This is a genomic window from Conchiformibius kuhniae DSM 17694 (genome assembly GCF_000428785.1).
Taxonomy (GTDB): domain Bacteria; phylum Pseudomonadota; class Gammaproteobacteria; order Burkholderiales; family Neisseriaceae; genus Conchiformibius; species Conchiformibius kuhniae.
Genome location: NZ_AUAP01000025.1, coordinates 1 through 20,858 on the forward strand (window position 1 = coordinate 1; position 20,858 = coordinate 20,858).

18 protein-coding genes and 1 tRNA gene are annotated in these 20,858 nt (G+C 57.0%); 9 read left to right on the top strand and 10 right to left on the bottom strand.

Going from position 1 to position 20,858, the window contains the following annotated elements:
- Nucleotides 1–370 precede the first annotated feature (370 nt).
- The 3 genes from trpA to rimI form a co-directional block, all read right to left on the bottom strand.
- Entirely contained in the window at nucleotides 371–1,165 is a 795-nt protein-coding gene (gene trpA, locus G392_RS0107875) for a tryptophan synthase subunit alpha (RefSeq protein WP_027009809.1), read from the bottom strand.
- Nucleotides 1,162–1,902: a uracil-DNA glycosylase family protein gene (locus G392_RS0107880; protein ID WP_034334789.1), complete on the bottom strand. Its 741-nt coding sequence runs from the start codon at nucleotides 1,900–1,902 to the stop codon at nucleotides 1,162–1,164. The genes trpA and G392_RS0107880 overlap by 4 nt, the downstream gene beginning before the upstream one ends.
- A gap of 76 nt (nucleotides 1,903–1,978) precedes the next feature.
- A complete protein-coding gene (gene rimI / locus G392_RS0107885) occupies nucleotides 1,979–2,431 on the bottom strand; it encodes a ribosomal protein S18-alanine N-acetyltransferase (RefSeq protein ID WP_027009811.1) in 453 nt (150 codons plus the stop codon).
- A 69-nt stretch (nucleotides 2,432–2,500) separates the two neighbouring features.
- On the opposite strand from rimI, the gene rsmI reads away from it, so the two are divergent.
- A complete protein-coding gene (rsmI, locus tag G392_RS0107890; RefSeq protein ID WP_027009812.1) occupies nucleotides 2,501–3,382 on the top strand; it encodes a 16S rRNA (cytidine(1402)-2'-O)-methyltransferase in 882 nt (293 codons plus the stop codon).
- A 230-nt stretch (nucleotides 3,383–3,612) separates the two neighbouring features.
- Here rsmI and G392_RS0107895 read toward each other — a convergent pair whose 3' ends face one another.
- On the bottom strand, nucleotides 3,613–4,578 hold the full coding sequence (locus tag G392_RS0107895) for a M48 family metallopeptidase (protein ID WP_027009813.1): 966 nt from the start codon (nucleotides 4,576–4,578) through the stop codon (nucleotides 3,613–3,615).
- 118 nt (nucleotides 4,579–4,696) lie between these two features.
- Nucleotides 4,697–4,879, bottom strand: a complete 183-nt coding sequence (locus G392_RS13315; protein WP_084165953.1) for an ArsC/Spx/MgsR family protein — start codon at nucleotides 4,877–4,879, stop codon at nucleotides 4,697–4,699.
- 80 nt (nucleotides 4,880–4,959) lie between these two features.
- On the opposite strand from G392_RS13315, the gene vapB reads away from it, so the two are divergent.
- Both vapB and vapC read left to right on the top strand, forming a co-directional pair.
- On the top strand, nucleotides 4,960–5,190 hold the full coding sequence (gene vapB / locus G392_RS0107910) for a type II toxin-antitoxin system VapB family antitoxin (RefSeq protein ID WP_027009814.1): 231 nt from the start codon (nucleotides 4,960–4,962) through the stop codon (nucleotides 5,188–5,190).
- On the top strand, nucleotides 5,183–5,581 hold the full coding sequence (gene vapC / locus G392_RS0107915) for a type II toxin-antitoxin system tRNA(fMet)-specific endonuclease VapC (RefSeq protein ID WP_027009815.1): 399 nt from the start codon (nucleotides 5,183–5,185) through the stop codon (nucleotides 5,579–5,581). The genes vapB and vapC overlap by 8 nt, the downstream gene beginning before the upstream one ends.
- 303 nt (nucleotides 5,582–5,884) lie before the next feature.
- Here the strand turns inward: vapC and G392_RS0107925 are convergent.
- Nucleotides 5,885–5,972, bottom strand: a tRNA-Ser gene (locus G392_RS0107925).
- A gap of 188 nt (nucleotides 5,973–6,160) precedes the next feature.
- Here G392_RS0107925 and clpB point away from each other — a divergent pair.
- The 4 genes from clpB to tilS all read left to right on the top strand — a co-directional run bounded on the left by clpB (nucleotide 6,161) and on the right by tilS (nucleotide 12,575).
- Complete coding sequence (gene clpB, locus G392_RS0107930; RefSeq protein WP_027009816.1) at nucleotides 6,161–8,737, top strand: ATP-dependent chaperone ClpB; 2,577 nt, start codon at nucleotides 6,161–6,163, stop codon at nucleotides 8,735–8,737.
- 354 nt (nucleotides 8,738–9,091) lie between these two features.
- Entirely contained in the window at nucleotides 9,092–10,606 is a 1,515-nt protein-coding gene (locus G392_RS0107940; RefSeq protein WP_027009817.1) for a polyamine aminopropyltransferase, read from the top strand.
- A gap of 95 nt (nucleotides 10,607–10,701) precedes the next feature.
- A complete protein-coding gene (locus G392_RS0107945; protein WP_027009818.1) occupies nucleotides 10,702–11,085 on the top strand; it encodes a hypothetical protein in 384 nt (127 codons plus the stop codon).
- Between the two features lie 188 nt (nucleotides 11,086–11,273).
- On the top strand, nucleotides 11,274–12,575 hold the full coding sequence (gene tilS / locus G392_RS12485) for a tRNA lysidine(34) synthetase TilS (RefSeq protein ID WP_211224358.1): 1,302 nt from the start codon (nucleotides 11,274–11,276) through the stop codon (nucleotides 12,573–12,575).
- 249 nt (nucleotides 12,576–12,824) lie between these two features.
- Here the strand turns inward: tilS and G392_RS0107955 are convergent, their stop codons facing one another.
- From G392_RS0107955 to G392_RS0107970, 4 genes are read right to left on the bottom strand one after another with little or no spacing between them, the layout of a single operon-like run.
- Nucleotides 12,825–13,673, bottom strand: coding sequence for a DUF1853 family protein (locus G392_RS0107955; RefSeq protein WP_027009819.1), 849 nt, complete (start codon nucleotides 13,671–13,673; stop codon nucleotides 12,825–12,827).
- A gap of 16 nt (nucleotides 13,674–13,689) precedes the next feature.
- Nucleotides 13,690–16,113, bottom strand: coding sequence for a DNA topoisomerase (ATP-hydrolyzing) subunit B (gene gyrB, locus G392_RS0107960; protein ID WP_027009820.1), 2,424 nt, complete (start codon nucleotides 16,111–16,113; stop codon nucleotides 13,690–13,692).
- A gap of 58 nt (nucleotides 16,114–16,171) precedes the next feature.
- On the bottom strand, nucleotides 16,172–16,501 hold the full coding sequence (locus tag G392_RS0107965) for a hypothetical protein (RefSeq protein WP_156900852.1): 330 nt from the start codon (nucleotides 16,499–16,501) through the stop codon (nucleotides 16,172–16,174).
- A gap of 59 nt (nucleotides 16,502–16,560) precedes the next feature.
- Entirely contained in the window at nucleotides 16,561–17,016 is a 456-nt protein-coding gene (locus tag G392_RS0107970) for an immunity 22 family protein (RefSeq protein ID WP_156900853.1), read from the bottom strand.
- 152 nt (nucleotides 17,017–17,168) lie between these two features.
- Between G392_RS0107970 and G392_RS0107980 the strand changes: the two genes are divergently transcribed.
- Complete coding sequence (locus G392_RS0107980; RefSeq protein ID WP_027009824.1) at nucleotides 17,169–18,227, top strand: metallophosphoesterase; 1,059 nt, start codon at nucleotides 17,169–17,171, stop codon at nucleotides 18,225–18,227.
- 191 nt (nucleotides 18,228–18,418) lie between these two features.
- Nucleotides 18,419–20,794, top strand: coding sequence for a DNA translocase FtsK (locus G392_RS0107990; protein WP_051255643.1), 2,376 nt, complete (start codon nucleotides 18,419–18,421; stop codon nucleotides 20,792–20,794).
- The last annotated feature ends 64 nt before the right edge of the window (nucleotides 20,795–20,858 follow it).

The window sequence follows — 20,858 nt, forward strand, 5'->3', positions numbered from 1 at the left end:
GCGCTGATGGGTTTGGCGGAATAGCACACCAAGCATAACCCCACGCACAACAAACCGATGCCGCCGCATCGGTTTGTTGTTTGGGGTGCGTCATCAAGCACCGTCATGCCCGCACCGGCGGGAATCCAAAACAAATTTCAAAAAGCATTGATAAAGCATCGCTTGCCAAACATCGCGCAACGGATTCCCGCATTCACGGCAATAGCAGTATTTTGCATTGCATTATAGTTGATAAAAATAAAAACGAGACAAGGCGACAACGCCCGCCGTGTACGGGCAGTACATAAGGGCGTTGGCAACGCCGTATCGTTGCGATTTTAATCAACTATAGTTTTCAGCCGGAAATGCAATTGATGACACACCCTGCGTTTCAGTCCGCCCCGTCCAAAGCCTGTTTCAAACCGCGCACCAATTCGGCAACGGCTTCGTTTTCGCGCCCGCGCTGCTGCTCGATTTCGCGGACGATGCGGCTGCCGACAATCACCGCGTCCGCCACCGCGCCGATGCGTTTGGCGTCTTCCGCATCGGCGATGCCGAAGCCCACACCGATGGGAATCGTGAAATGTTTACGCAAAACCGCCATTTTTTCAGCCACTTGAGCGGTGTCCAAAGCCGCCGAGCCGGTTACGCCTTTCAGCGAAACATAGTAGGCGAAACCGCTTGCGCGGGCGGCGATTTGGCGCATTCTGGCTTCGCCGGTGGTGGGCGTAACCAAAAACACGCTGTCCAAACCGTGTTTCTGCAAAGCGTTTTGCAAAGGTTCGGCAACTTCAATCGGGCAATCCACCGTGAGTGCGCCGTCCACGCCCGCTTCGGCGGCGGCGGCGGCGAAATTTTCGTAACCCATGGCGTGAACGGGGTTCAGGTAGCCCATCAGCACCACGGGCGTGTCGGTGTTGTCGCGGCGGAAACGGCGCACCAGCTCCAGCACGCCGCTCAAGGTCATGCCTTGCGCCAAAGCGCGTTCGGTGGCGCGTTGGATAACGGGGCCGTCCGCCATCGGGTCGGAAAACGGTACGCCCAGCTCGATGATGTCCGCGCCGTTGGCGGCAAGGGTGTGCATCAGGGCGAGGGTGGTGTCGGCATCGGGGTCGCCGGCGGTGATGTAGGCAATCAGGGCGGGACGGCCGTTGCGCCGTGCAAAGGCGGTTTGTATGCGGGTCATGGTGGGGATTCCTGTAATAAGGTTTGCAAGGCTTGCAGGGTGTGCCACGCGGGGCGTTTGAGGGTGGGATTGGCGAGCATTTGTTGGGGGTGGGGAATGCGGAATTCGGGCAGCCCGAACACGGCGCAATGGCGGCGCACGTCTTCGCGTTCAAAAAAACGTCCCATCAGCAGCAGGGCGGCGGGCTGCGCGGCAGCCAGTTCCCCTTGCAGGCGCGGCAGGGCGGCGGACACGGCTTCGGCGGACGGTTCGGGATTGAAGTCGGGCAGACGGTTCAGCCAGCAGCCCACATACACGTCTTCGCGGCGCAGGCCGATGGCAGCGAACATTTTGTCCAGCAATTCGCCGTCCGCACCGCCGAACAGCGTACCGGCGGCGATGTCGGCGGGGGACGGACATTCGCACAGGGCGGCGATGCGGGCGGGACGCACCGGCGCGGTCAAAGCTGCGGCTTCGGGCGGTGCGGGCGGCGGCGCGGGTTCGGCTTCGGCGGGCGCGGGGTCGGCAAGGTACACGCCCACGCGCTGCAATGCCGCCAATCGTGCGGGAATGGCGGCGCGGTCGGCGGCGTTTTTCGGGCGTGCTTTTGGGGCGGACGGCGCGTTGGGAAGTGGCGCGGGCGCGACTTTTTGCACGGTCGGCGCGGCGGCGGGCGTGTGGTGCAACACGGCTTCGCGGTTCAGCCACATCACGCCCAAGCCGAGCGCATCGTGCAGATGGACATAGCGGCTGTTCATCTTAATTCTCGTTTGTATTTCCAAATCTTATGGCGTTACAATTCGGGCTTGGGAAAAGGCGGCAGCCTGTCCCAAATCAGGGCGATAATTTATCCGTCCCTGTGAGTTGAAACATCAAAACCGCATCTTCCCCGTCCTGATAATAACGCGGGCGCACCGCCAGTTCGGTAAAACCGTGTGCGCGGTACAAGGCTTGCGCGGCAACGTTGCCCGCACGCACTTCCAATAAAATCCGTTCTCCGCCGCATTGCGCTACATCGTCCGCAACCGCCGCCAGCAGCCGCGCCGCCAAACCCTGACGGCGGTATTCGGGCGCGGTGGCAATCAAATGCAGCTCCGCCTCCCCGCACACGCATTGCCACACCGCAAACGCGGCGGGCGCACCGTCCCGTTCAATCAACAGGATACGGTCGTGCGGCGCGGCGCAGGCTGCCTGAAACTGGCGCAACGTCCACGCGGACGGGTTACAACGCGCGTCCAAAGCGGCAAGGGCGGGCAAATCGGTTTCGCGGGCGGGTCGGAGCATCACACAACTCGGCTGGAAAAGCGCGATTATATCATTTACCATAACGCGGTTTTGGTTTTCAGACAGTCCGCCATGCTCGCCCATTATCAAAAAGCCCTGTCCGCCGTGTCCGCGCAAACGCTCTACATTGTCGCCACCCCCATCGGCAACCTCACCGACATCAGCCTGCGCGCGCTGGCGGTGCTGCAACGCGCCGACTTGGTGTGCGCCGAAGACACCCGCGTGTCCGCGCAACTGCTCAGCGCCTACGGCATTCGCGCCAAACTGGTCAGCGTGCGCGAACACAACGAACGGCGCATGGCGGAAAAAATCATCGCCGCCCTGCAAGCGGGACAAACCGTAGCGCAAATTTCCGATGCCGGCACCCCCGCCGTGTGCGACCCCGGCGCAAAACTGGTGCAAGCCGTGCGCGAAGCGGGTTTTCCGATTGTGCCGGTGGCGGGCGCGTCCGCACTGATGGCGGCGTTGAGCGTGGCGGGAATTGACCAAGCGCATTTTTATTTTCACGGCTTTTTGCCCGCCAAAAGCGGCGAACGGCGCAAACTGCTGCACAGTTGGCAAAACCGCGACTGCGCCGTGATTGCCTTTGAAAGTCCGCACCGCATCGCCGCCGCGCTGGACGACTTTGCCGCCGAGCTGCCCGACCGCCGCCTGATGCTCGCCCGCGAAATCAGCAAAACCTTTGAAACCTTTTTGCACGGCACGCCCGCCGAACTGCGCCAAACCCTTGCCGCCGATGCCGACCAAACGCGTGGCGAAATGGTGCTGGTGCTGTATCCCGCCGCGCCCGACCCCGCCGACAAACACCAACTTTCGGACGACACCCGCCGCACCGCCGCCATACTCGCCGATGCCCTGCCCACCAAACAGGCCGCCGAACTCGCCGCACAAATCTGCGGCGCGAATAAAAAAGTGTTGTACGATTGGATGGTGGCGCGGAAAAATGCGGATTGATAAGGTAGGGTGCGCCCCGCGCACCATCTGTTTGAGAAATGGGGAAAACGGTGCGCGTGGCGCACCCTACAACCGCCGTCATTCCCGCGCAGGCGGGAATGACGGCGCCATACCCGTTTTTGATAAAACTTGAGTTTGTGAAAACGGGAAATAGATTCCCGCCTGCGCGGGAATGACGGCGATTTTTGAGTGGCAAAATCCCCCAAAATTGCAGGCTGCCTGAAAACCGCCTATTTCCCCGACCGCGCCCAAAACACATCACCATGCCGCTTCTGCCGCAGCGCAGCGATGCGCCAGTTAATGTTCGGGTGGCTGCCGAAAAAATTGTGTACCGCCGCCCACTTACCGCCCTTGCCAAGGTGTTCTTTTTCGTAGTCCGCCATATCCACCTGCCGGTACAAATGCTTGCCCGCCGCCAACATCAGCAAACCGCGCTGCCCTTCGTCTTGCGACAAGGCAAAACCCAATTTGTCGCAACCGTATTCGCGGCTACGGCTTAAAGGCAGACCAATCAAATAGTTGATGCCCGGAAAATTAGCCGCCATTGTCAAAAGATTGTACCACCACGCCACATGGTTCAAACGGATATGCCCCAATTCGTGTCCTAAAATAAAGCGCAACGCTGCTTCGTCATCGTTTGCCAAAGCGCGTTCCAAAATATCCGAATAAATCACGCCGAAAGCGCGGTAGCCCAGAATGCAGGTGGCAAAGGCGTTCAACGTGCCGTTGCCGTTTTGCACATACAGCTCCGGTACGGTTTTCATGCCCAGCTTGCCCGCCATTTCCGCCCATATCGCATACACTTCGCCAAACTGACCCTGATGAATGCGGATACCGTTGGCACGCGCCGCGCCGTAGATTTTGCCAACGCTGTACACAATCAGCAGCACAACGCCCAACGGCGCCAGCGCAATCAGGGCGAAATTCAGCCCTTCCACTTCGCTAATCAGCTCTTTTTCCTCATCGGAAATTTTGTTGAGAATTTCGGCTTCAGACAGCTTGGCGGCTTCGGGGTGTTCGGCGCGGTATTCCGCCGCCAGCGTTTCTTTTAAAAATCCTGCCGTTGCCTGTTTGTTGGCGGCAACCGCCAGCAAAACAGCAAACACCGTCAGCGTCAGCAGCGTGGCGATGATGAAAAACACTTTTTCCAAACGGTGGCGGCTGCGGCGCACCAGTTGGCAACTGTTTTGACACATGATTTTTGTCCCTTTATGGCATAAAAACCGCCCATTCTAAACAAACGCTTGTACAAAAACAATATTTTTAATCAAATGTTTTTCAAGGAAAAAGCGTTTTTAGGCTGCCTAAAAACCGTCAAACCAACTCATACACCCGTTCCGGCGGACGGCACAGCAACACGCCTTTTTCACTTGCCACAAACGGACGGTTCGCCAATTCGGGATAATGCGCCATCAAAGCGTGCAAATCCGCCTCGTCCAAATCCCGCCCCGCAACGTGTTCGCGGTAGGCATCGCTGTGTTCGCGCAGGGGAAAAATTTTGCGGTGGCGGTTTGAACTTTCGCACCGTGCGGGTTATGATAATGTATCTGCCAACCATAGATACAAAGGACGACATCATGCCCCAAGCCACATTGTTTAAAAACAACCGCAGCCAAGCGGTGCGTCTGCCCAAAGCGGTGGCGTTTCCCGAGCATGTGGAAAAAGTGGAAGTGTTGGTATTGGGCAATGCCCGTTTGCTGACGCCTGTTGCCCATGTTTGGGACGACTGGTTCGCCCAATTGCCCGCTACGGATTTCCCCGAGCGCGAATGCGCCGTGCAAGCAGAAAGGGAAAATTTTGATGATTAAATATATGTTGGACACCAATATCTGCATCTATACCATCAAAAACAATCCGCAAACGGTGCGGGAGTGCTTTGAAGCGCATTACGGGCAATTGTGCATCAGCAGCGTGGCGTTGATGGAACTGCGTTATGGCGCGGAACGCTCGGGCAATCCGCAGCGTAATCACGACATCATAGACGGATTGGCGGCGCGTTTGTGCGTTTTACCATTTGATGACGGTGCGGCAAACCATGCGGCACAGATTCGCGCCGCCTTGTCGCATACGGGCAAGCCGATTGGTGCATATGATGCCCTGATTGCAGGGCATGCCCGCAGCACGGGTTTGATTTTGGTCAGCAACAATTTGCGTGAATTTGACCGTGTGGACGGATTGCGGACGGAAAATTGGATTTGACGCATCAAGATTGCTGCTTAAACCCTGATTTGGGAAAACTTCCAATCAGGTTTTTTTTACGCAAAGGAACAAGATGGGGTTTGGGTTTCGCGCCTTTGACTTGCGCGGGTGTGGGCGGGACAACGATTTTAGGCACGGCATCGGGTTGGTATTTGTTCAATACCACAAAAAAATGAAAAAGAGTAAAACACTGTGAAAAGCAGTGAAAGAAAAGCAGTGAAAAACAAAAACAGACCAACTTAACGAAAAGCAGCCTGTTTTTATACTTTTTGAAACGTTTGTAAAAACATTTAAAATAATTGATGGCGGAAGCGGTGAGATTCGAACTCACGGTGGGTTTCCCCACGACGGTTTTCAAGACCGCTGCATTAAACCGCTCTGCCACGCTTCCGTAAGAAAGCGAACTATACCGATTTTTACATTGTTTGCCAAGTAAAATTTCGTATGCGGCTCTTGAAATAGGCAACATCATGATTATCATCAAAATAATCTTCATAAAAAGGGCAAAATCCCCCTTGTTTTTCGCCAAATCCGCCTTATATCCCTGCTCACGAACAATCAAATTTGAAGGAATACATGATGCGATACGATAAATTGACCGCGAAGCTGCAACACGCATTGCAAGATGCCCACAGCGTGGCGTTGGCGGGCGACCATGCCTATATCGAGCCCGTCCACCTGCTCAAAACCCTGTTGGACGACAACAGCAACGGCATGGCAACCCTGTTGGCAAACGCGGGCGGCCACCCCGCGCAAATCCGTCAAGACGTTCAGGCAGCCTTGAACGCGCTGCCGCGCGTATCGGGACAGGGCGGCGAAGTGAACGTGGGACGCGCTTTGGCGAATGTGTTTAATCTGATGGACAAAGCCGCGATGAAACACGGCGATGCCTACATCGCCAGCGAATGGTTTTTCCCCGCCCTGCTGGAAAGCGGCGATGCTGCCGCGAAAATCCTCACCGGCGCGGGCGTGGACAAAAACCGCCTCAACCAAGCCGTGCAACAACTGCGCGGCGGCAACACCGTCAATGATGCCAACGCCGAAGACCAGCGCGAAGCCCTGAAAAAATACACGCTGGATTTGACCGCCCGCGCCCGCGAAGGCAAGCTTGACCCCGTTATCGGGCGCGATGACGAAATCCGCCGCGCCGTGCAAGTGCTGCAACGGCGCACCAAAAACAATCCCGTGTTAATCGGCGAACCGGGCGTGGGCAAAACCGCGATTGTGGAAGGCTTGGCGCAACGGATTGTCAACGGCGAAGTACCCGAATCCCTGCGCGACAAACGCCTGCTGGTGTTGGATTTGGCGGCCTTGATTGCGGGCGCGAAATATCGCGGCGAGTTTGAAGAACGCCTCAAAGCCGTGTTGAACGACTTGGCAAAAGACGATGGCAACACGCTGATTTTTATTGACGAAATCCACACCCTTGTCGGCGCGGGCAAAACGGACGGCGCGATGGACGCGGGCAATATGCTCAAACCCGCGCTGGCACGCGGCGAGTTGCACTGCATCGGCGCGACCACGCTGGACGAATACCGCCAATACATTGAAAAAGATGCCGCTTTGGAACGCCGTTTCCAAAAAGTGTTGGTGAACGAACCGAGCGTGGAAGACACGGTGGCGATTTTGCGCGGCTTGCAGGAGCGTTACGAAATCCATCACGGCGTGGACATCACCGACCCCGCCATCGTTGCCGCCGCCGAGTTGTCCAACCGCTACATCACCGACCGTTTCCTGCCCGACAAAGCCATTGATTTAGTGGACGAAGCCGCCAGCCGCATCAAAATGGAGCTGGATTCCAAGCCTGAACAGATGGACAAGCTCGACCGCCGCATTATCCAGTTGAAAATGGAAAAAATGCACGTTGAAAAAGAAACGGACGAGGCCAGCAAAAAACGTTTGCAACTGATTGACGAAGAAATCGCGGTTTTGCAAAAAGAATACGCCGATTTGGACGAAATCTGGAAAGCGGAAAAAGCGGTGTCGGCAGGCACGGCGGGCTTGAAAAAGCAGATTGACGAAACCAAAGTGCAGATTGAACAGGCGAAACGTCAGGGCGATTTTGCCCGCGCTTCGGAATTGGAATACGGCGAGTTGCCGAAATTGGCGCAGCAGCTTCAGGCAGCCGAGCAAAGCGGCGGCGGTACCCGGCCGAACAAGCTGTTCCGCACGGAAGTGGGGGCGGAAGAAATCGCCGAAATCGTGTCGCGCATGACCGGCATTCCCGTGTCCAAAATGATGGCGGGCGAGCGCGAGAAGCTGTTGAAAATGGAAGAGGTTTTGCATCAGCGTGTGGTCGGTCAGGACGAAGCGGTGCGGGCGGTGGCGGACGCAATCCGCCGCAGCCGTTCCGGTTTGGCCGACCCGAACAAGCCCTATGGCAGCTTTCTGTTTCTGGGCCCGACCGGAGTGGGCAAAACCGAGTTATGCAAAACGCTGGCGGGCTTTTTGTTTGACAGCGAGGAGCATTTAATCCGCGTGGATATGTCGGAATACATGGAAAAACACAGCATTGCGCGTTTGATTGGTGCGCCGCCGGGCTATGTGGGCTACGAAGAGGGCGGTTATCTCACCGAGCAGGTGCGCCGCAAACCGTACAGCGTGATTTTGCTGGACGAAGTGGAAAAAGCGCACCCCGATGTGTTCAATATTCTGCTGCAAGTGCTTGATGACGGACGTTTGACGGACGGGCAGGGGCGCACGGTGGACTTTAAAAACACGGTGATTGTGATGACCAGCAATATCGGCAGCCAGCACATTCAGGATTTGGGCGACACCGCCGATTATGCGGCGGTGAAAGCGGCGGTGATGGCGGACGTGAAAGCCTATTTCCGTCCCGAACTGATTAACCGCATTGATGAAGTGGTGGTGTTTCACGGCTTGGGTCGCGAACATATCCGCAGCATCGCGCAAATCCAATTGCAAAGCTTGCGCCGCCGTTTGGCAACACAGGATTTGCATTTGGCGGTTTCCGAAGCGGCGTTGGACGTGTTGGCGCAGGCGGGTTTTGACCCGATTTACGGGGCGCGTCCGCTCAAACGGGCGATTCAGGCGGAGCTGGAAAATCCGCTTGCCAAAGCCTTGTTGGAAGGGCGTTATGCGGCGGGTGCGACCGTAAACGTGGACGCGGACGGCGATAATCTGGTGTTTGTTTAACTGAAAAGCGGGCTGCCTAAAACGGTTTCAGGCAGCCCGAAAATTTTAAATGAAAAATGTGCGCTTATCGGTACATTCGTCCGAGTATTTGTATTTACGGAATAAATTGCTGCAACGCCGTTTGGATTTGGGTTTGTCGCAACGGGCTTTGGCAGAAAAAATGGGGGGGTTCATTCGTTTGTCGGCAAGGTGGAAACGGGCGACAGGCGTTTGGATATTTTTGAATTGATGGAATATTGCGCCCGCTTGGATTGGGACGCGGCGGAACTTGTGCAAGAATTGCGGCAGCATTTCGGCTAAAATACGCACACGCTTTGCGCCCCGTTTCCCCACCGTCCACACAAAGGCATGATGATGCACCCTCAAGCCATACTGATTTTTTCCGTGTTTATTGTCGCCAGTTGCGGACTGGCATACGAACTGGTGATGGCGGCACTCGCCAGCTACCTGCTCGGCGACAGCATTTTGCAATTTTCGTCCATCATCGGGCTGTACCTGTTTGCGATGGGCATCGGCGCACACCTCACGCGCTACATTCCCGACCGCGACACGCTCAAACGTTTTATTGAAATCGAATTGTTTGTCGGGCTGATTGGCGGGCTTTCCGCCTTGTTTTTGTTTGTGGCATTCGGTTTGCAAAGCGCACCGTTCCGCACCCTGCTTTACGCGCTGGTGTTGCTGGTGGGCGCGGTGGTCGGCATGGAAATCCCGCTTGTGATGCGCGTGCTGAACGATGAGAAAACCGCATTCAAAGACTTGGTTGCCCGTGTTTTGACCTTTGACTATTTGGGCGCGTTGGCAGTATCGCTGCTGTTTCCGCTCGTACTCGCGCCCAAGCTGGGCATGGCGCGTTCCGCGCTGCTGTTCGGCATTTTGAACGCGGCGGTGGCGATGCTGACGGCACGGCTGTTCCGCGACAGGCTGCCTGCATACCGCGCCCTGCAAAGCCGCGCCGTATTGGTGTTGGCGGGGCTGCTGCTGGCGTTTGCCTACGCGGGGCGCATCACCCTTGCCGCCGAACAGCGTTATTTCGGCGACCCGATTGTTTACCAAAGCCATTCGCCCTACCAACGCCTTGCCATCACCCGTTGGCAGGACGACATCCGCCTGTATCTCAACGGTAATTTGCAATTTTCCAGCAAAGACGAAGCGCGTTACCACGAAGCGCTCGTGCTGCCTGCGATGCAGACGGCGGCGCGGCGCGACAAAGTGTTGATTTTGGGCGGCGGCGACGGCTTGGCGGCGCGGGAAGTGTTGAAATATCCCGATGTTCAACAAGTTACGCTGGTGGATTTGGACCCGGAAATGACGCGCACCTTCCAAACCGCCGCCGCGCTCACGCAACTGAACGCCAACGCGCTCAAGCACCCGAAAATGCAGATTGTCAATGCCGATGCCGCGCAATGGTTGGAGCAAAACCGCGAGCGTTTTGACGTGATGATTATCGATTTGCCCGACCCGTCCAATTTTTCGCTGGGGAAACTGTATTCCGTGCCGATGTACCGTTTGGCGGCGCGGCATTTGGCGGACGGCGGCAAAATGGCGGTACAGTCCACTTCGCCCTATTTTGCACCGAATGCCTATTGGTCGGTGGTGAAAACGCTGGAAACGGCGGGGCTGCACACCGCGCCTTATCATGTGTATGTACCGTCTTTCGGGGAATGGGGTTTCGTATTGGCATCGGCGCGGGCGGATTTGCGCGTACCGGCGCGGTTTGACGTGCCCACGCGCTTTTTAAACGCCGACACCGCCGCGCAGATGTTCCGTTTCCCGCCCGATATGGCGCGGCGCGAGGTGGAAGCGAATTATTTGAACAATCAGGCTTTGGTGGCGTATTTTGCCGATGATTGGGCGAAGGTGATAAGATGAGTTTCAGGCTGCCTGAAAAGCCATATTGACATTCCTTAAAACAAGAAATATAAATGCAAATTTCTACCTGTTTCCCTTATTAAGGATATTGCAACATGAATACCAAATACCTTTTCACGGCAGCATTCGTTTTGTTTTTAAGCGCATGCGCCGGTAACCAAGTTTTTGTCCCCGCCCATTGGGAACGCGCAGGCACTTCGGCCGAAGAAACAACCAATAAATATGAATCTTGCGTTTATGATGTCGGCATGAACAAAGTGCAACGCGATATGAATCTGCGTTTGGTGGAAGCGTGCATGAAAGCTGCCGGATTCCGTTGGGTTCCCGCACACATGAAAACAGTTGAATCTGCCACAGCCGTTGCCGCACCGAGTACGCCCGCACCATCTGCACCGCCACCTGTACCGCGTACCGTTACAACCGAAAAAACCATTACCAACACTACAACGCAGATTATTGAATTAAAACCCAATAACTAATTCCACACCGCCCGTTGCCACCACGGGCGGTTTCAGCAACAGGGTGAGCCACACGCGCCGTTCCCGAATGATGCGGTGCGCACGGCACTTTTACTCCCTCCCCCATTTACGGGGGAGGGAAAAATATGCGCCATTTCCGAAAAATTCGGTGCGCCGGACACACCCGACAACAATCCGCCACGCCAACCATGCCCCACACCCTACCCCGCCGCCTCGCCCCCTTTTTCCAAACCCTGCACGGACAAACCGTTACGCTTGCCTTAAGCGGCGGTTTGGACTCGATGGTGCTGCTGCATCTGCTGCTGCACGCCCGCCGCGAACACGGTTTCGCACTCGCCGCCGCCCATGTGCATCACGGTTTGAGCGCGAATGCCGATGCGTGGGCGGATTTTTGCCGCGATTTTTGCGCGGCGCACGATGTGCCGTTTGCGCTGGAAAAAGTGCGGGTGCTCAATCGCGGCGAAGGCGTGGAAGCGGCGGCGCGAAAGGCGCGTTATGCGGCGTTGGCGCGGCTGTCGCACGGCTGCCTTGCGCTCGCCCACCACGCGGACGACCAACGCGAAACCTATTTGCTCGCCGTATTGCGCGGCGGCGGCGTGCGGGCGTTGGCGGCGATGCCCGCCGAAGTTTCAGGCAGCCTGCGCGTGGTGCGCCCTTTGTTGGACGTGTCCCGCGCCGAACTCGCCGCCTACGCGCGCGCCCACGCCGTGCCGCATATTGAAGACGAAAGCAACGCCGACCCGCGTTTTTTACGCAACTGGCTGCGCCGCGACTGGCTGCCCGCCGCCGCGCAACGTTTGCCGCACCTGCCGCAACAGCTTGATGCCGCCGTCCGCGCCGCACGTGACGAATTGGCATTGTTGGACGAGTTTACCCGCCACGACCGCGAACAGGTGTGCGCGGCGGGATTTTTTGACTGCCTGCATTGGCGGGAATTGTCGGAGCTGCGCCGCCGCAATTTGCTGTACGACTTTGCCAAACAACACGGCTTGGGCACGCCCGCCCGCGCCGCCGTTGCCGCGTTTGCCGACACCCTCGCCGCCGCGCCCGCCCGCCACGCCGAATGGACACTGCCGCACGGCTGGGCAGTGGCGCATCGCGGACGGCTGCTGCCCCTGCCCCGCCGCCAAACCGAAGCCGCCGCGTGGCAACACGGCATCACCGACACTGCGGACGACATCGCCGCCGTCTGCGGCATCACATGGCAACACGGCGGCGGATTCAACACCCAACTGCGCCGCCAAAGCTGCCTGATTCGCCCCACAACGGCGGGCGACACCCTCACCGTTCGCGGCACACGCAAACGCACCAGCAAACTCCTGTACGAACACGGCGTGCCGCCGCGTTTGCGGCGCACATGGCCGGTGCTGTGCGCGGCGGACGGCACACGCTGTCTTGCCCTTATCGGCATTGCCGTGTGCGATTCGGCGGCAGACCCGAACGGACACATGCCCCATCTGCCCGATTGGGCAAAATTCATTACCCGTTAGACCGAAAATCACTGCACCGTCATTCCCGCGCAGGTGTGAATCCAAGTCGAAGCACGACAAACCTTGATAAAACACGGCTTGCCAAGCATCGTGCAGTGGATTCCCGCATTCGTGGGAATGACGGCGTATTTTTATATTGCACTGATTTTCAGTAGAAAAATTTAAATAATGACACGCCCTGTGCAGTGGATTTCCACATTCGCGGGAATAACGGCATTTTCCATATCTCATTCATTTTCAGCAAAAAACTCAAGCAACGGCACACCCCGAGCGCACCATCACCCGCGCCGTTTCGTGCCAACAGCCGTCATCGCGCCACACCGTTTCCGCATACAAACCGTCCGCCACCGCCGCCGTGCCCACAGGCAGCAAAGCCGCTTCCCCCACCCGCGCAGGGGCGAGCCACGCATGGCGCGGCAACGCATGCCAACGGCAATCGGGCGAAGCGGGCGGCAAAGTTTCCGCCAAACGCCCCGCCCAAGCATGCGGCGGATAAACATCGTCCTGCGGCAACACGCCCGTCCCGCAAAACCCCATGCCGCGCACCACGCACACACTGCGTACCGCATCGGGGTCGATGCCCGCCGCCCGCAACGCCCCGCGCCCCGCCGCCGTTTGCGCCAACGCCGACTGCCGCCGTAACTTGGCGGCTTTGCGCGGCAAAGTATCCCCACCGTCCCAACCCGCCATCTGCGCGGACGAGCCGTCCGCACTGCCGAAATATTTACAGCACAATTCAATATGATACGTCTGCCCGTTCAGTTCGGCGACAAAATCCAACGCCCCCGCATCGCGCCCGTGTTCGCGCACGGGCAAATTGTGCGCCAACAAACGGCTGTGCGGCGCATGTGCCAACCAATACGCCAGCAAACGTTCCGCATACCGTCCCAAACGTTCCCCCGCGCGGGCGGACGGCAAATCCGGCGGCGGCGCGGCGTCCCACACTAGCAGCAAGCGGAACCCCGCATCACCCAACAACAGGCGCACGGGCAATTCGCAGGGATTCGTCCACAAGGGCGGTGCGGTCAAAAGTGCCGCCAAATCGCGCACGGCGGGGTGACGCAAACGCCACCACAAAGCATCAAGGGCGTAGTTCATCGGAATCTGCCCGCACTCACACGTCAATATTCTGCGCCACCAAGGCATTGCGCTCGATAAACGCACGGCGCGGCTCCACTTCATCGCCCATCAGGGTAACGAACACCTCGTCCGCCGCAATCGCATCTTCAATCCGCACTTTCAGCAAACGGCGCACATTCGGGTCCATCGTGGTTTCCCAAAGTTGTTCGGGATTCATCTCACCCAAACCTTTATAACGCTGAATGCTCATGCCTTTTTGTGCATCGGCGAGCAGGCGGTCGAGCGCGTCTTCAAAACCGGCGGCGGCAAATTCGCGCTCGTGTTTGTGCACGGTGGCGGGCGCGTCCAGCCAATCCGCCAACACCACCGCACTACGTTGCAAAATTTGGCACGCCTTGCTGTCGGCAAAACGGCGGTCAAGATAGCTGGTTTGCGTGTTGCCGTGCAGTTGGCGGGTGATTTTAATCAAAGGTGCGCTGTCTTTGCCCTGCACGCGCTCCAGCGACACCTCGTTTTCAGGCAGCCGCGCCGACAAAGTTTCCAGCAGCGCATCGGCAGCCGCATCGTCGTGCAAACGGATTTCGCCGCAAGCGAGCAGCCCGCGCAACACCAAACCGTCAATCACACGGCTTTCCTGCGCGATGGTGTGCCGTGCCAGCAAAAACTGTTTCGCCAATTTCAACAACTCCGCGCCCGCCAATTCGCGGCTGCCTGAAACGATTTTCGCGCCGTCCACCGCCAAACCCAGCAAAAATTCGTCTTTTTCCGCCTCGTCTTTCAGATAACGCTCGGTTTTGCCGTGTTTTGCCTTGTAAAGCGGCGGCTGCGCGATATACACATAACCGCGCTCAATCAATTCCGGCATTTGGCGGTAGAAAAAGGTCAGCAGCAGCGTGCGGATGTGTGCGCCGTCCACATCGGCATCGGTCATAATGATGATGCGGTGGTAACGCAGCTTTTCCAAATTGATGGCGGGCGCATCGTCTCCGCCCTTGCCGAAACTGATGCCCAATGCGGCAAACAGCGCGGAAATTTCCTGATTGTCCAACACCTTGTCAAAACGCGCCCGTTCCACGTTCAAAATCTTGCCCTTAAGCGGCAAAATTGCCTGAAACTTGCGGTCGCGCCCCTGCTTGGCAGAACCGCCCGCCGAATCGCCTTCCACCAGATAAAGCTCGGATAAAGCAGGGTCTTTTTCCTGACAATCCGCCAACTTGCCGGGCAGGTTCAAGCCCTCAAACACGTTTTTGCGCTGAATGTTTTCCCGCGCCTTCCGCGCCGCTTCCCGCGCCGTTGCCGCCAACACGATTTTATCGGTAATGATTTTGGCAATTTTCGGATTTTCTTCAAAAAAATCTTTCAAACTTTGCGACAGCACTTCGCCGACAACGGGCGCGATTTCGCCCGAAACCAGCTTGTCTTTGGTTTGCGAAGAAAATTTCGGGTCGGGCAGCTTCACCGACAAAATGCAGGTCAAGCCCTCGCGCATGTCTTCGCCGCCGATGTCCAGCTTATTGCTTTTTCCTTTTTTGTTCAACTCGTTATCGTTGATGTATTGGTTGATGGTGCGCGTCATCGCTTGGCGCAGCGCGGTAAGGTGCGTGCCGCCGTCCCGTTGCGGGATATTGTTGGTAAAGCATTGAACCGACTCTTGATAACTGTCGTTCCACTGCATCGCGCATTCCACGCTCATGCCGTCTTTTTCGCCGACCGCGTGGAACACTTTGTCGTGCAAGGGATTTTTTTTGCGGTTCATGTATTGGACAAAACCCGCCACGCCGCCGCCGAAAGCGAAATTTTCGTGTTTGCCATCGCGCTTGTCGTGCAGTTCAATGCCCACGCCGTTGTTCAGAAACGATAATTCGCGGATGCGTTTCGCCAAAATATCAAAATGGTATTCCACCGCACCGAAAGTGTCTTCGCTCGCCATAAACTGCACGCGCGTGCCGTGTTTGCCCGCCGGCGCATCGCCGACCACCGCAAGCGGGGCAAGGGCTTCGCCGCGCCGGAACTCGACAAAATGTTCTTTGCCATCGCGCCACACGGTAAGTTTCAGCCAGTCGGAAAGCGCATTGACCACCGACACGCCCACGCCGTGCAGTCCGCCGGAAATTTTGTAGCTGTTGCTGTCAAATTTGCCGCCCGCGTGCAGCACGGTCATGATGACTTCGGCGGCGGAACGCCCTTCTTTGGGGTGAATGCCGGTGGGAATGCCGCGCCCGTTGTCTTCCACGCTGACGGAATGGTCGGCGTGGACGGTAACGGTGATGCGGTCGCAATGTCCGGCCAGAGCTTCGTCCACCGCGTTGTCCAGCACTTCAAACACCATGTGGTGCAAACCCGAGCCGTCTTGGGTGTCGCCGATGTACATGCCGGGGCGTTTGCGGACGGCTTCCAAGCCTTCCAAAACCTGAATGCTGTCGGCGCCGTATTCTTGGGGTTGATGTTGTTCTGTCATGGTGTTGTTTACTTTGTCTATATAAAAGGGAATTTTGCTTTTCAGGCAGCCTGAAATTTTACCAACAATAGTTTATAAACGTTTCTTTCTGAAAATCGTATCGTTCAAAACAATCGTCAAATATCAGCAGCGTTTTTTTATGGTATTCAATAAATTGAATTTGTCCGTTTTGTTGGTTAATGGAAAACGCAGCAGGCAGTTTTTGTTTTATATCGGTCAGATTGAGATGTTGCATTTTATCCATAACGACAATAGTTTGTAGGATTTTTTGATATGATGAATTGACTTCGTGAGTGTGCATAAAGTGAAAAACCAGTGCCAGTAAACTCAAAATCCATCCGACTGCATTTTTTTTGATTGTTTGAAAAAATGGTTCTGCCAATTTCACGTTAAGCATTCCTTGGATTTATTTTTCATGGATTATTTAGCAATAAGCTGCCTGAAAAATTATTTTTTAAAAAAATAGTCAAACGAACCGATAAACTCAAAAAATGGACTTTTTGCAATTTTATCGTGTTGCTGTTCATAATCTAATTCATAAATTGCAACCACGGAATTAAATGAGGGGTCATTACAGATGAGTTTATCCATAAACGTATCGGCATACGACAACTGTGCCAACAAATCATTGTCCAAGCCGTTTTCTTGAAAACAAACCTCTATCAAATCCTCATCGTAATAGGTAATCCGAAAATCACGCCCGAAATCGGAAGTCATCCATGGTTCATTATCCCGCGCTTCGGAATAATCCACTTCCATGAATTTTTCTAGTGCGGCTTGGTTGTGAAATTTGCCAAACCAAATGGAAACTTTTGCTTTCATATTTGGTAGAAATGTAATTTTATGGGCAGCTTGAAAATAAAATGGTGCGACAGTTGGATAAACGGCTTCGGGGAACGCCAAACTGCCTTTTCAGGCTGCCTGAAAAATCCCGCAATTATACCGCAAAGCAGCGCGGCTTTCAGGTCAAACGGCAAAACAAGTACTTGTTTGCAAAATGCGGGGCGCGGCAAGGGCATTTGTTATAATGGCGTTTTTTCAAACAGGTGGCGATGATGCCTTTGATTCAAAACTTGCCCGCCGGCAAATTGGACATTGTCGGCGATGTGCATGGTGATTTTGAAGCCTTGCAAAATTTGTTGCACTATTTGGGCTATTCGCCCGAAGGCAGACATCCGCAGGGGCGCAAGCTGGTGTTTGTCGGCGACTTGGTGGACAGAGGCCCCGATGCGCCTGCGGTCTTGGCATGGTTTGAGCGGGCGCACGGCGAGGGTTGGGCGCAGATGGTGTTGGGCAACCACGAGATGAATTTGCTTGCAGACGAACCCAAAGACGGTTCGGGCTGGTTTTTCGATTGCCGCGCCGCCAAAGATGCGGCGAATTATGCGCCTTGGCAGCGTTTGCCCGACCGGCGCAAGGCGGCGGTGCGCCGTTTTTTGCAAAGCCAGCCCTTGATTTTGGAACGCTCCGATTTGCGCGTGGTGCATGCGGCGTGGCTGCCCGATGCGGTGGCGGCGGTGCGCGGGCGGGCAGGCGACGACATTGTCGCGCTGTATCAGGAATGGGACGAACAGGTGCAGCGCTGCATCCGTCATGCGCCGTGGTTTGACGATTATGTGGACGAACAGCGCCGTTACGCACACGATTTGGAAGAGCCTTCGCGCACGCCGCCGCAGTTGGCAGCCAGTGCCGAACACGATGTGTACCGCAGCCGCAGCCACCCGATACGCGCTTTGACCTGCGGGGTGGAATACCGCGCCGATGCGCCGTTTTTTGCGAGCGGACGTTGGCGTTTTTCGCTGCGCGGGGCGTGGTGGGACGATTATGCCGATGCCGTGCCGGTGGTCATCGGTCATTATTGGCGGCAGTGGCACGCGCCGCTTGCGGGCGCAAGGCAGCGCCAACTGTTCCACATGCCCGCCCATCATTGGCACGGGGCGCGGGGCAATGTGTTTTGTTGTGATTTTTCGGTGGGGGCAAGGTGGCGCGACCGCAAAAAAGGCATCGCGCCTTCGGCATCGGCGTTTCGTTTGGCGGCGCTGCGTTTTCCGGAAAAAACTTTGGTTTTTGACAACGGTGAGACAGTTTCCAGCGTTTTCGGCCGTGTCGCTTAATTATCGGCGGCAAATCCGTTATAATCAACGCTACGCGCAAACGATTGTGTTTTGCGGAAAATCTTTTTTCAAACGTGCCGCTTCGGCGGTGCGTTTGCGGCCGGAATGCCCCGTGCGGCGTTGCCTGCCGTTTGTCCGTATGTCTGTGCTGCCCGCTCCTTCGGGCAGCCGCGTTTTTTAGTCGAGCCGCCATGTTTTCCAACAGCAAAAAAACCACCAAAACCCCCGCACCGGCACGCCCCAAAACCGGCACGCCCCTGCCGAAAAAATCCGCAGCCGCCCCTGCCGCAGCCGCACCCGTCAAGAAAAACGGCACGGTGGTGCACGATTCCATTTGGCTGATGATGTTCATCGCCACCGCCTACATCGCGCTGGCACTGGCGAGCTTCCACATGGACGACCCCTCATTGTCGCGCAGCATCCGCCGCCACGACGAACTGCACAACTGGGGCGGCTTGGCGGGCGCGTATCTGGCAGACGTGGGCTACTACGCGGTGGGCTTGTCGGTATGGTGGACGGTGGTCGCCGCCAGCGTGTGGCTCTACCGCAACTTCCGCCCGCTCGGACACGGCATCGAACAACGCTACTCGCCCGTTGTCGCCGGCATCGGCTTGGGCGTGCTGATGCTGTTCAGCCCCGTGCTGGAAACCCTGTTTTGGGCAGACCGCTTTGCCGACAGCCTGCCCTACGGCGTGGGCGGCTGGACGGGCAAAATGATTTCGCAAGGCATGGTGATGTTTTTGGGACACATCGGCAGCCTGTTCGTACTGGTAACCATGGTGCTGGTGGGCGTGAAACTGCTGGTACAGTTTTCCTACCGCGAAACGGCAAAAATGCTGTGGGGCGAAATCCGCAAAGTGTGGCGCGACAGCGCACCCGACACCCCGTCTGCCGCCGACCAAACCGCCCCCAAGCCCGCCAAAAAATCATGGCTCTCGCGGCTTGCCCCGCCCGACGGCAAACAAACACCCGCCGCCGACCCCGCCGCCAAACACGCCCAATCCGACCGCATCCGCGCCGCCGTCTCCGCCAACGGCAACCCCGCCCCCGCCAAACGCCCGCCGCGTCCGCGCACAGACGGCTACCGCCTGCCCGACACCGACTTGCTCAAAGCCCCGATTCGCGACGACTTTGCCGCAACGGACGAAACCCGACTCAACGAAACCGGCACCCGCATCACCGACAAACTCGCCGAATTCGGCATCGAAGCCAAAGCCGTCCAAGCCACACAAGGCCCCGTCATCACCCGCTACGAAATCGAGCCCGCACGCGGCGTGAAAGGCAGCCAGATTGTCAGCCTTGCCAAAGATTTGGCACGCGCCCTGTCCGTCCAGTCGGTGCGCGTGGTCGAAACCATTCCGGGCAAAAACACCATGGGCATCGAATTGCCCAACGAACACCGCCAAGACGTTTTGCTGCACGAAATCATCGCCTCCGACCTGTTTGCCGACGCCGAATCCAAGCTCTCCATCGCACTGGGCAAAAACATCGAAGGCGCGGCGATGGTCGGCGACTTGGCAAAAATGCCGCACCTGCTGGTGGGCGGCATGACCGGCTCGGGCAAATCGGTCGGCGTCAATGCCATGATTGTCTCAATACTCTACAAAGCCGCGCCATCGGAAGTGCGCTTCATCATGATTGACCCGAAAATGCTCGAACTGTCGGTGTACGAAGGCATTCCCCACCTGCTCTGCCCCGTCGTTACCGACATGAAAGCCGCAGGCAACGCCCTGAACTGGTGCGTGGCGGAAATGGAACGCCGCTACCGCCTGATGTCGCACTTGGGCGTACGCAACCTGCACGGCTTCAACGAAAAAATCCGCCAAACCAAAGCAAACGGCGACACCCCGCACAACCCGTTTTCCCCCGACCCCAACGCCCCCGAAGCACTGACCGAACTGCCGCAGCTTGTCATTGTGATTGACGAACTGGCGGATTTGATGATGACCGAGAAAAAAGCCGTAGAAGTGCAAATTGCCCGTTTGGCACAAAAAGCCCGCGCATCGGGCATTCACATGATTATCGCCACCCAACGCCCCAGCGTGGACGTGGTAACGGGGCTGATTAAAGCCAACGTCCCCACCCGCATGGCGTTTACCGTGCAGAGCAAAATCGACAGCCGCACCATTCTCGACCAACCGGGCGCGGACGTGCTGCTGAAAAACGGCGATTTGCTGTTTCTGCGTCCGGGCGATGCCGAGCCGGTACGCATGCAGGGCGCATTTGTCGGCGACGACGAAGTGCACCGCGTGGTGGCGTTTGTCAAAGAACAGGGCGAGCCCGATTATGTCGAAGGCATTTTGAGCGGCGAAGCGGCACCGGCTTGCGCCCTGCCCGACCGTGCGGGCGCACCGGCAGACGGACGGGACGATTTGTTTGAACAGGCGGCGGATTTTGTCGTCAGCAGCCGCAAGGCATCGATTTCTTCGCTGCAACGGCATTTGCGCATCGGCTACAACCGCGCCGCCAATCTGATGCAGTCGCTGGAAGAAGCGGGCATCGTCTCCCCGCCCGAACCCAACGGCACGCGCCGGATTTATGGACGCGCAGACGAAGAAGAAGCGTAATAAGCTCCACACGCACGGAAAACCCCGTTTTCACCTGATTGGAAAACGGGGTTGCTTTTTCGGA

Bases quoted from the DNA above. Each gene is read 5' to 3' on its own strand.
- trpA (WP_027009809.1), bottom strand. From the start codon at position 1,165: ATGACCCGCATACAAACCGCCTTTGCACGGCGCAACGGCCGTCCCGCC.
- G392_RS0107880 (WP_034334789.1), bottom strand. From the start codon at position 1,902: ATGAACAGCCGCTATGTCCATCTGCACGATGCGCTCGGCTTGGGCGTG.
- rsmI (WP_027009812.1), top strand. From the start codon at position 2,501: ATGCTCGCCCATTATCAAAAAGCCCTGTCCGCCGTGTCCGCGCAAACG.
- G392_RS0107895 (WP_027009813.1), bottom strand. From the start codon at position 4,578: ATGTGTCAAAACAGTTGCCAACTGGTGCGCCGCAGCCGCCACCGTTTG.
- vapB (WP_027009814.1), top strand. From the start codon at position 4,960: ATGCCCCAAGCCACATTGTTTAAAAACAACCGCAGCCAAGCGGTGCGT.
- vapC (WP_027009815.1), top strand. From the start codon at position 5,183: ATGATTAAATATATGTTGGACACCAATATCTGCATCTATACCATCAAA.
- clpB (WP_027009816.1), top strand. From the start codon at position 6,161: ATGCGATACGATAAATTGACCGCGAAGCTGCAACACGCATTGCAAGAT.
- G392_RS0107940 (WP_027009817.1), top strand. From the start codon at position 9,092: ATGCACCCTCAAGCCATACTGATTTTTTCCGTGTTTATTGTCGCCAGT.
- G392_RS0107945 (WP_027009818.1), top strand. From the start codon at position 10,702: ATGAATACCAAATACCTTTTCACGGCAGCATTCGTTTTGTTTTTAAGC.
- tilS (WP_211224358.1), top strand. From the start codon at position 11,274: ATGCCCCACACCCTACCCCGCCGCCTCGCCCCCTTTTTCCAAACCCTG.
- G392_RS0107955 (WP_027009819.1), bottom strand. From the start codon at position 13,673: ATGAACTACGCCCTTGATGCTTTGTGGTGGCGTTTGCGTCACCCCGCC.
- gyrB (WP_027009820.1), bottom strand. From the start codon at position 16,113: ATGACAGAACAACATCAACCCCAAGAATACGGCGCCGACAGCATTCAG.
- G392_RS0107980 (WP_027009824.1), top strand. From the start codon at position 17,169: ATGCCTTTGATTCAAAACTTGCCCGCCGGCAAATTGGACATTGTCGGC.
- G392_RS0107990 (WP_051255643.1), top strand. From the start codon at position 18,419: ATGTTTTCCAACAGCAAAAAAACCACCAAAACCCCCGCACCGGCACGC.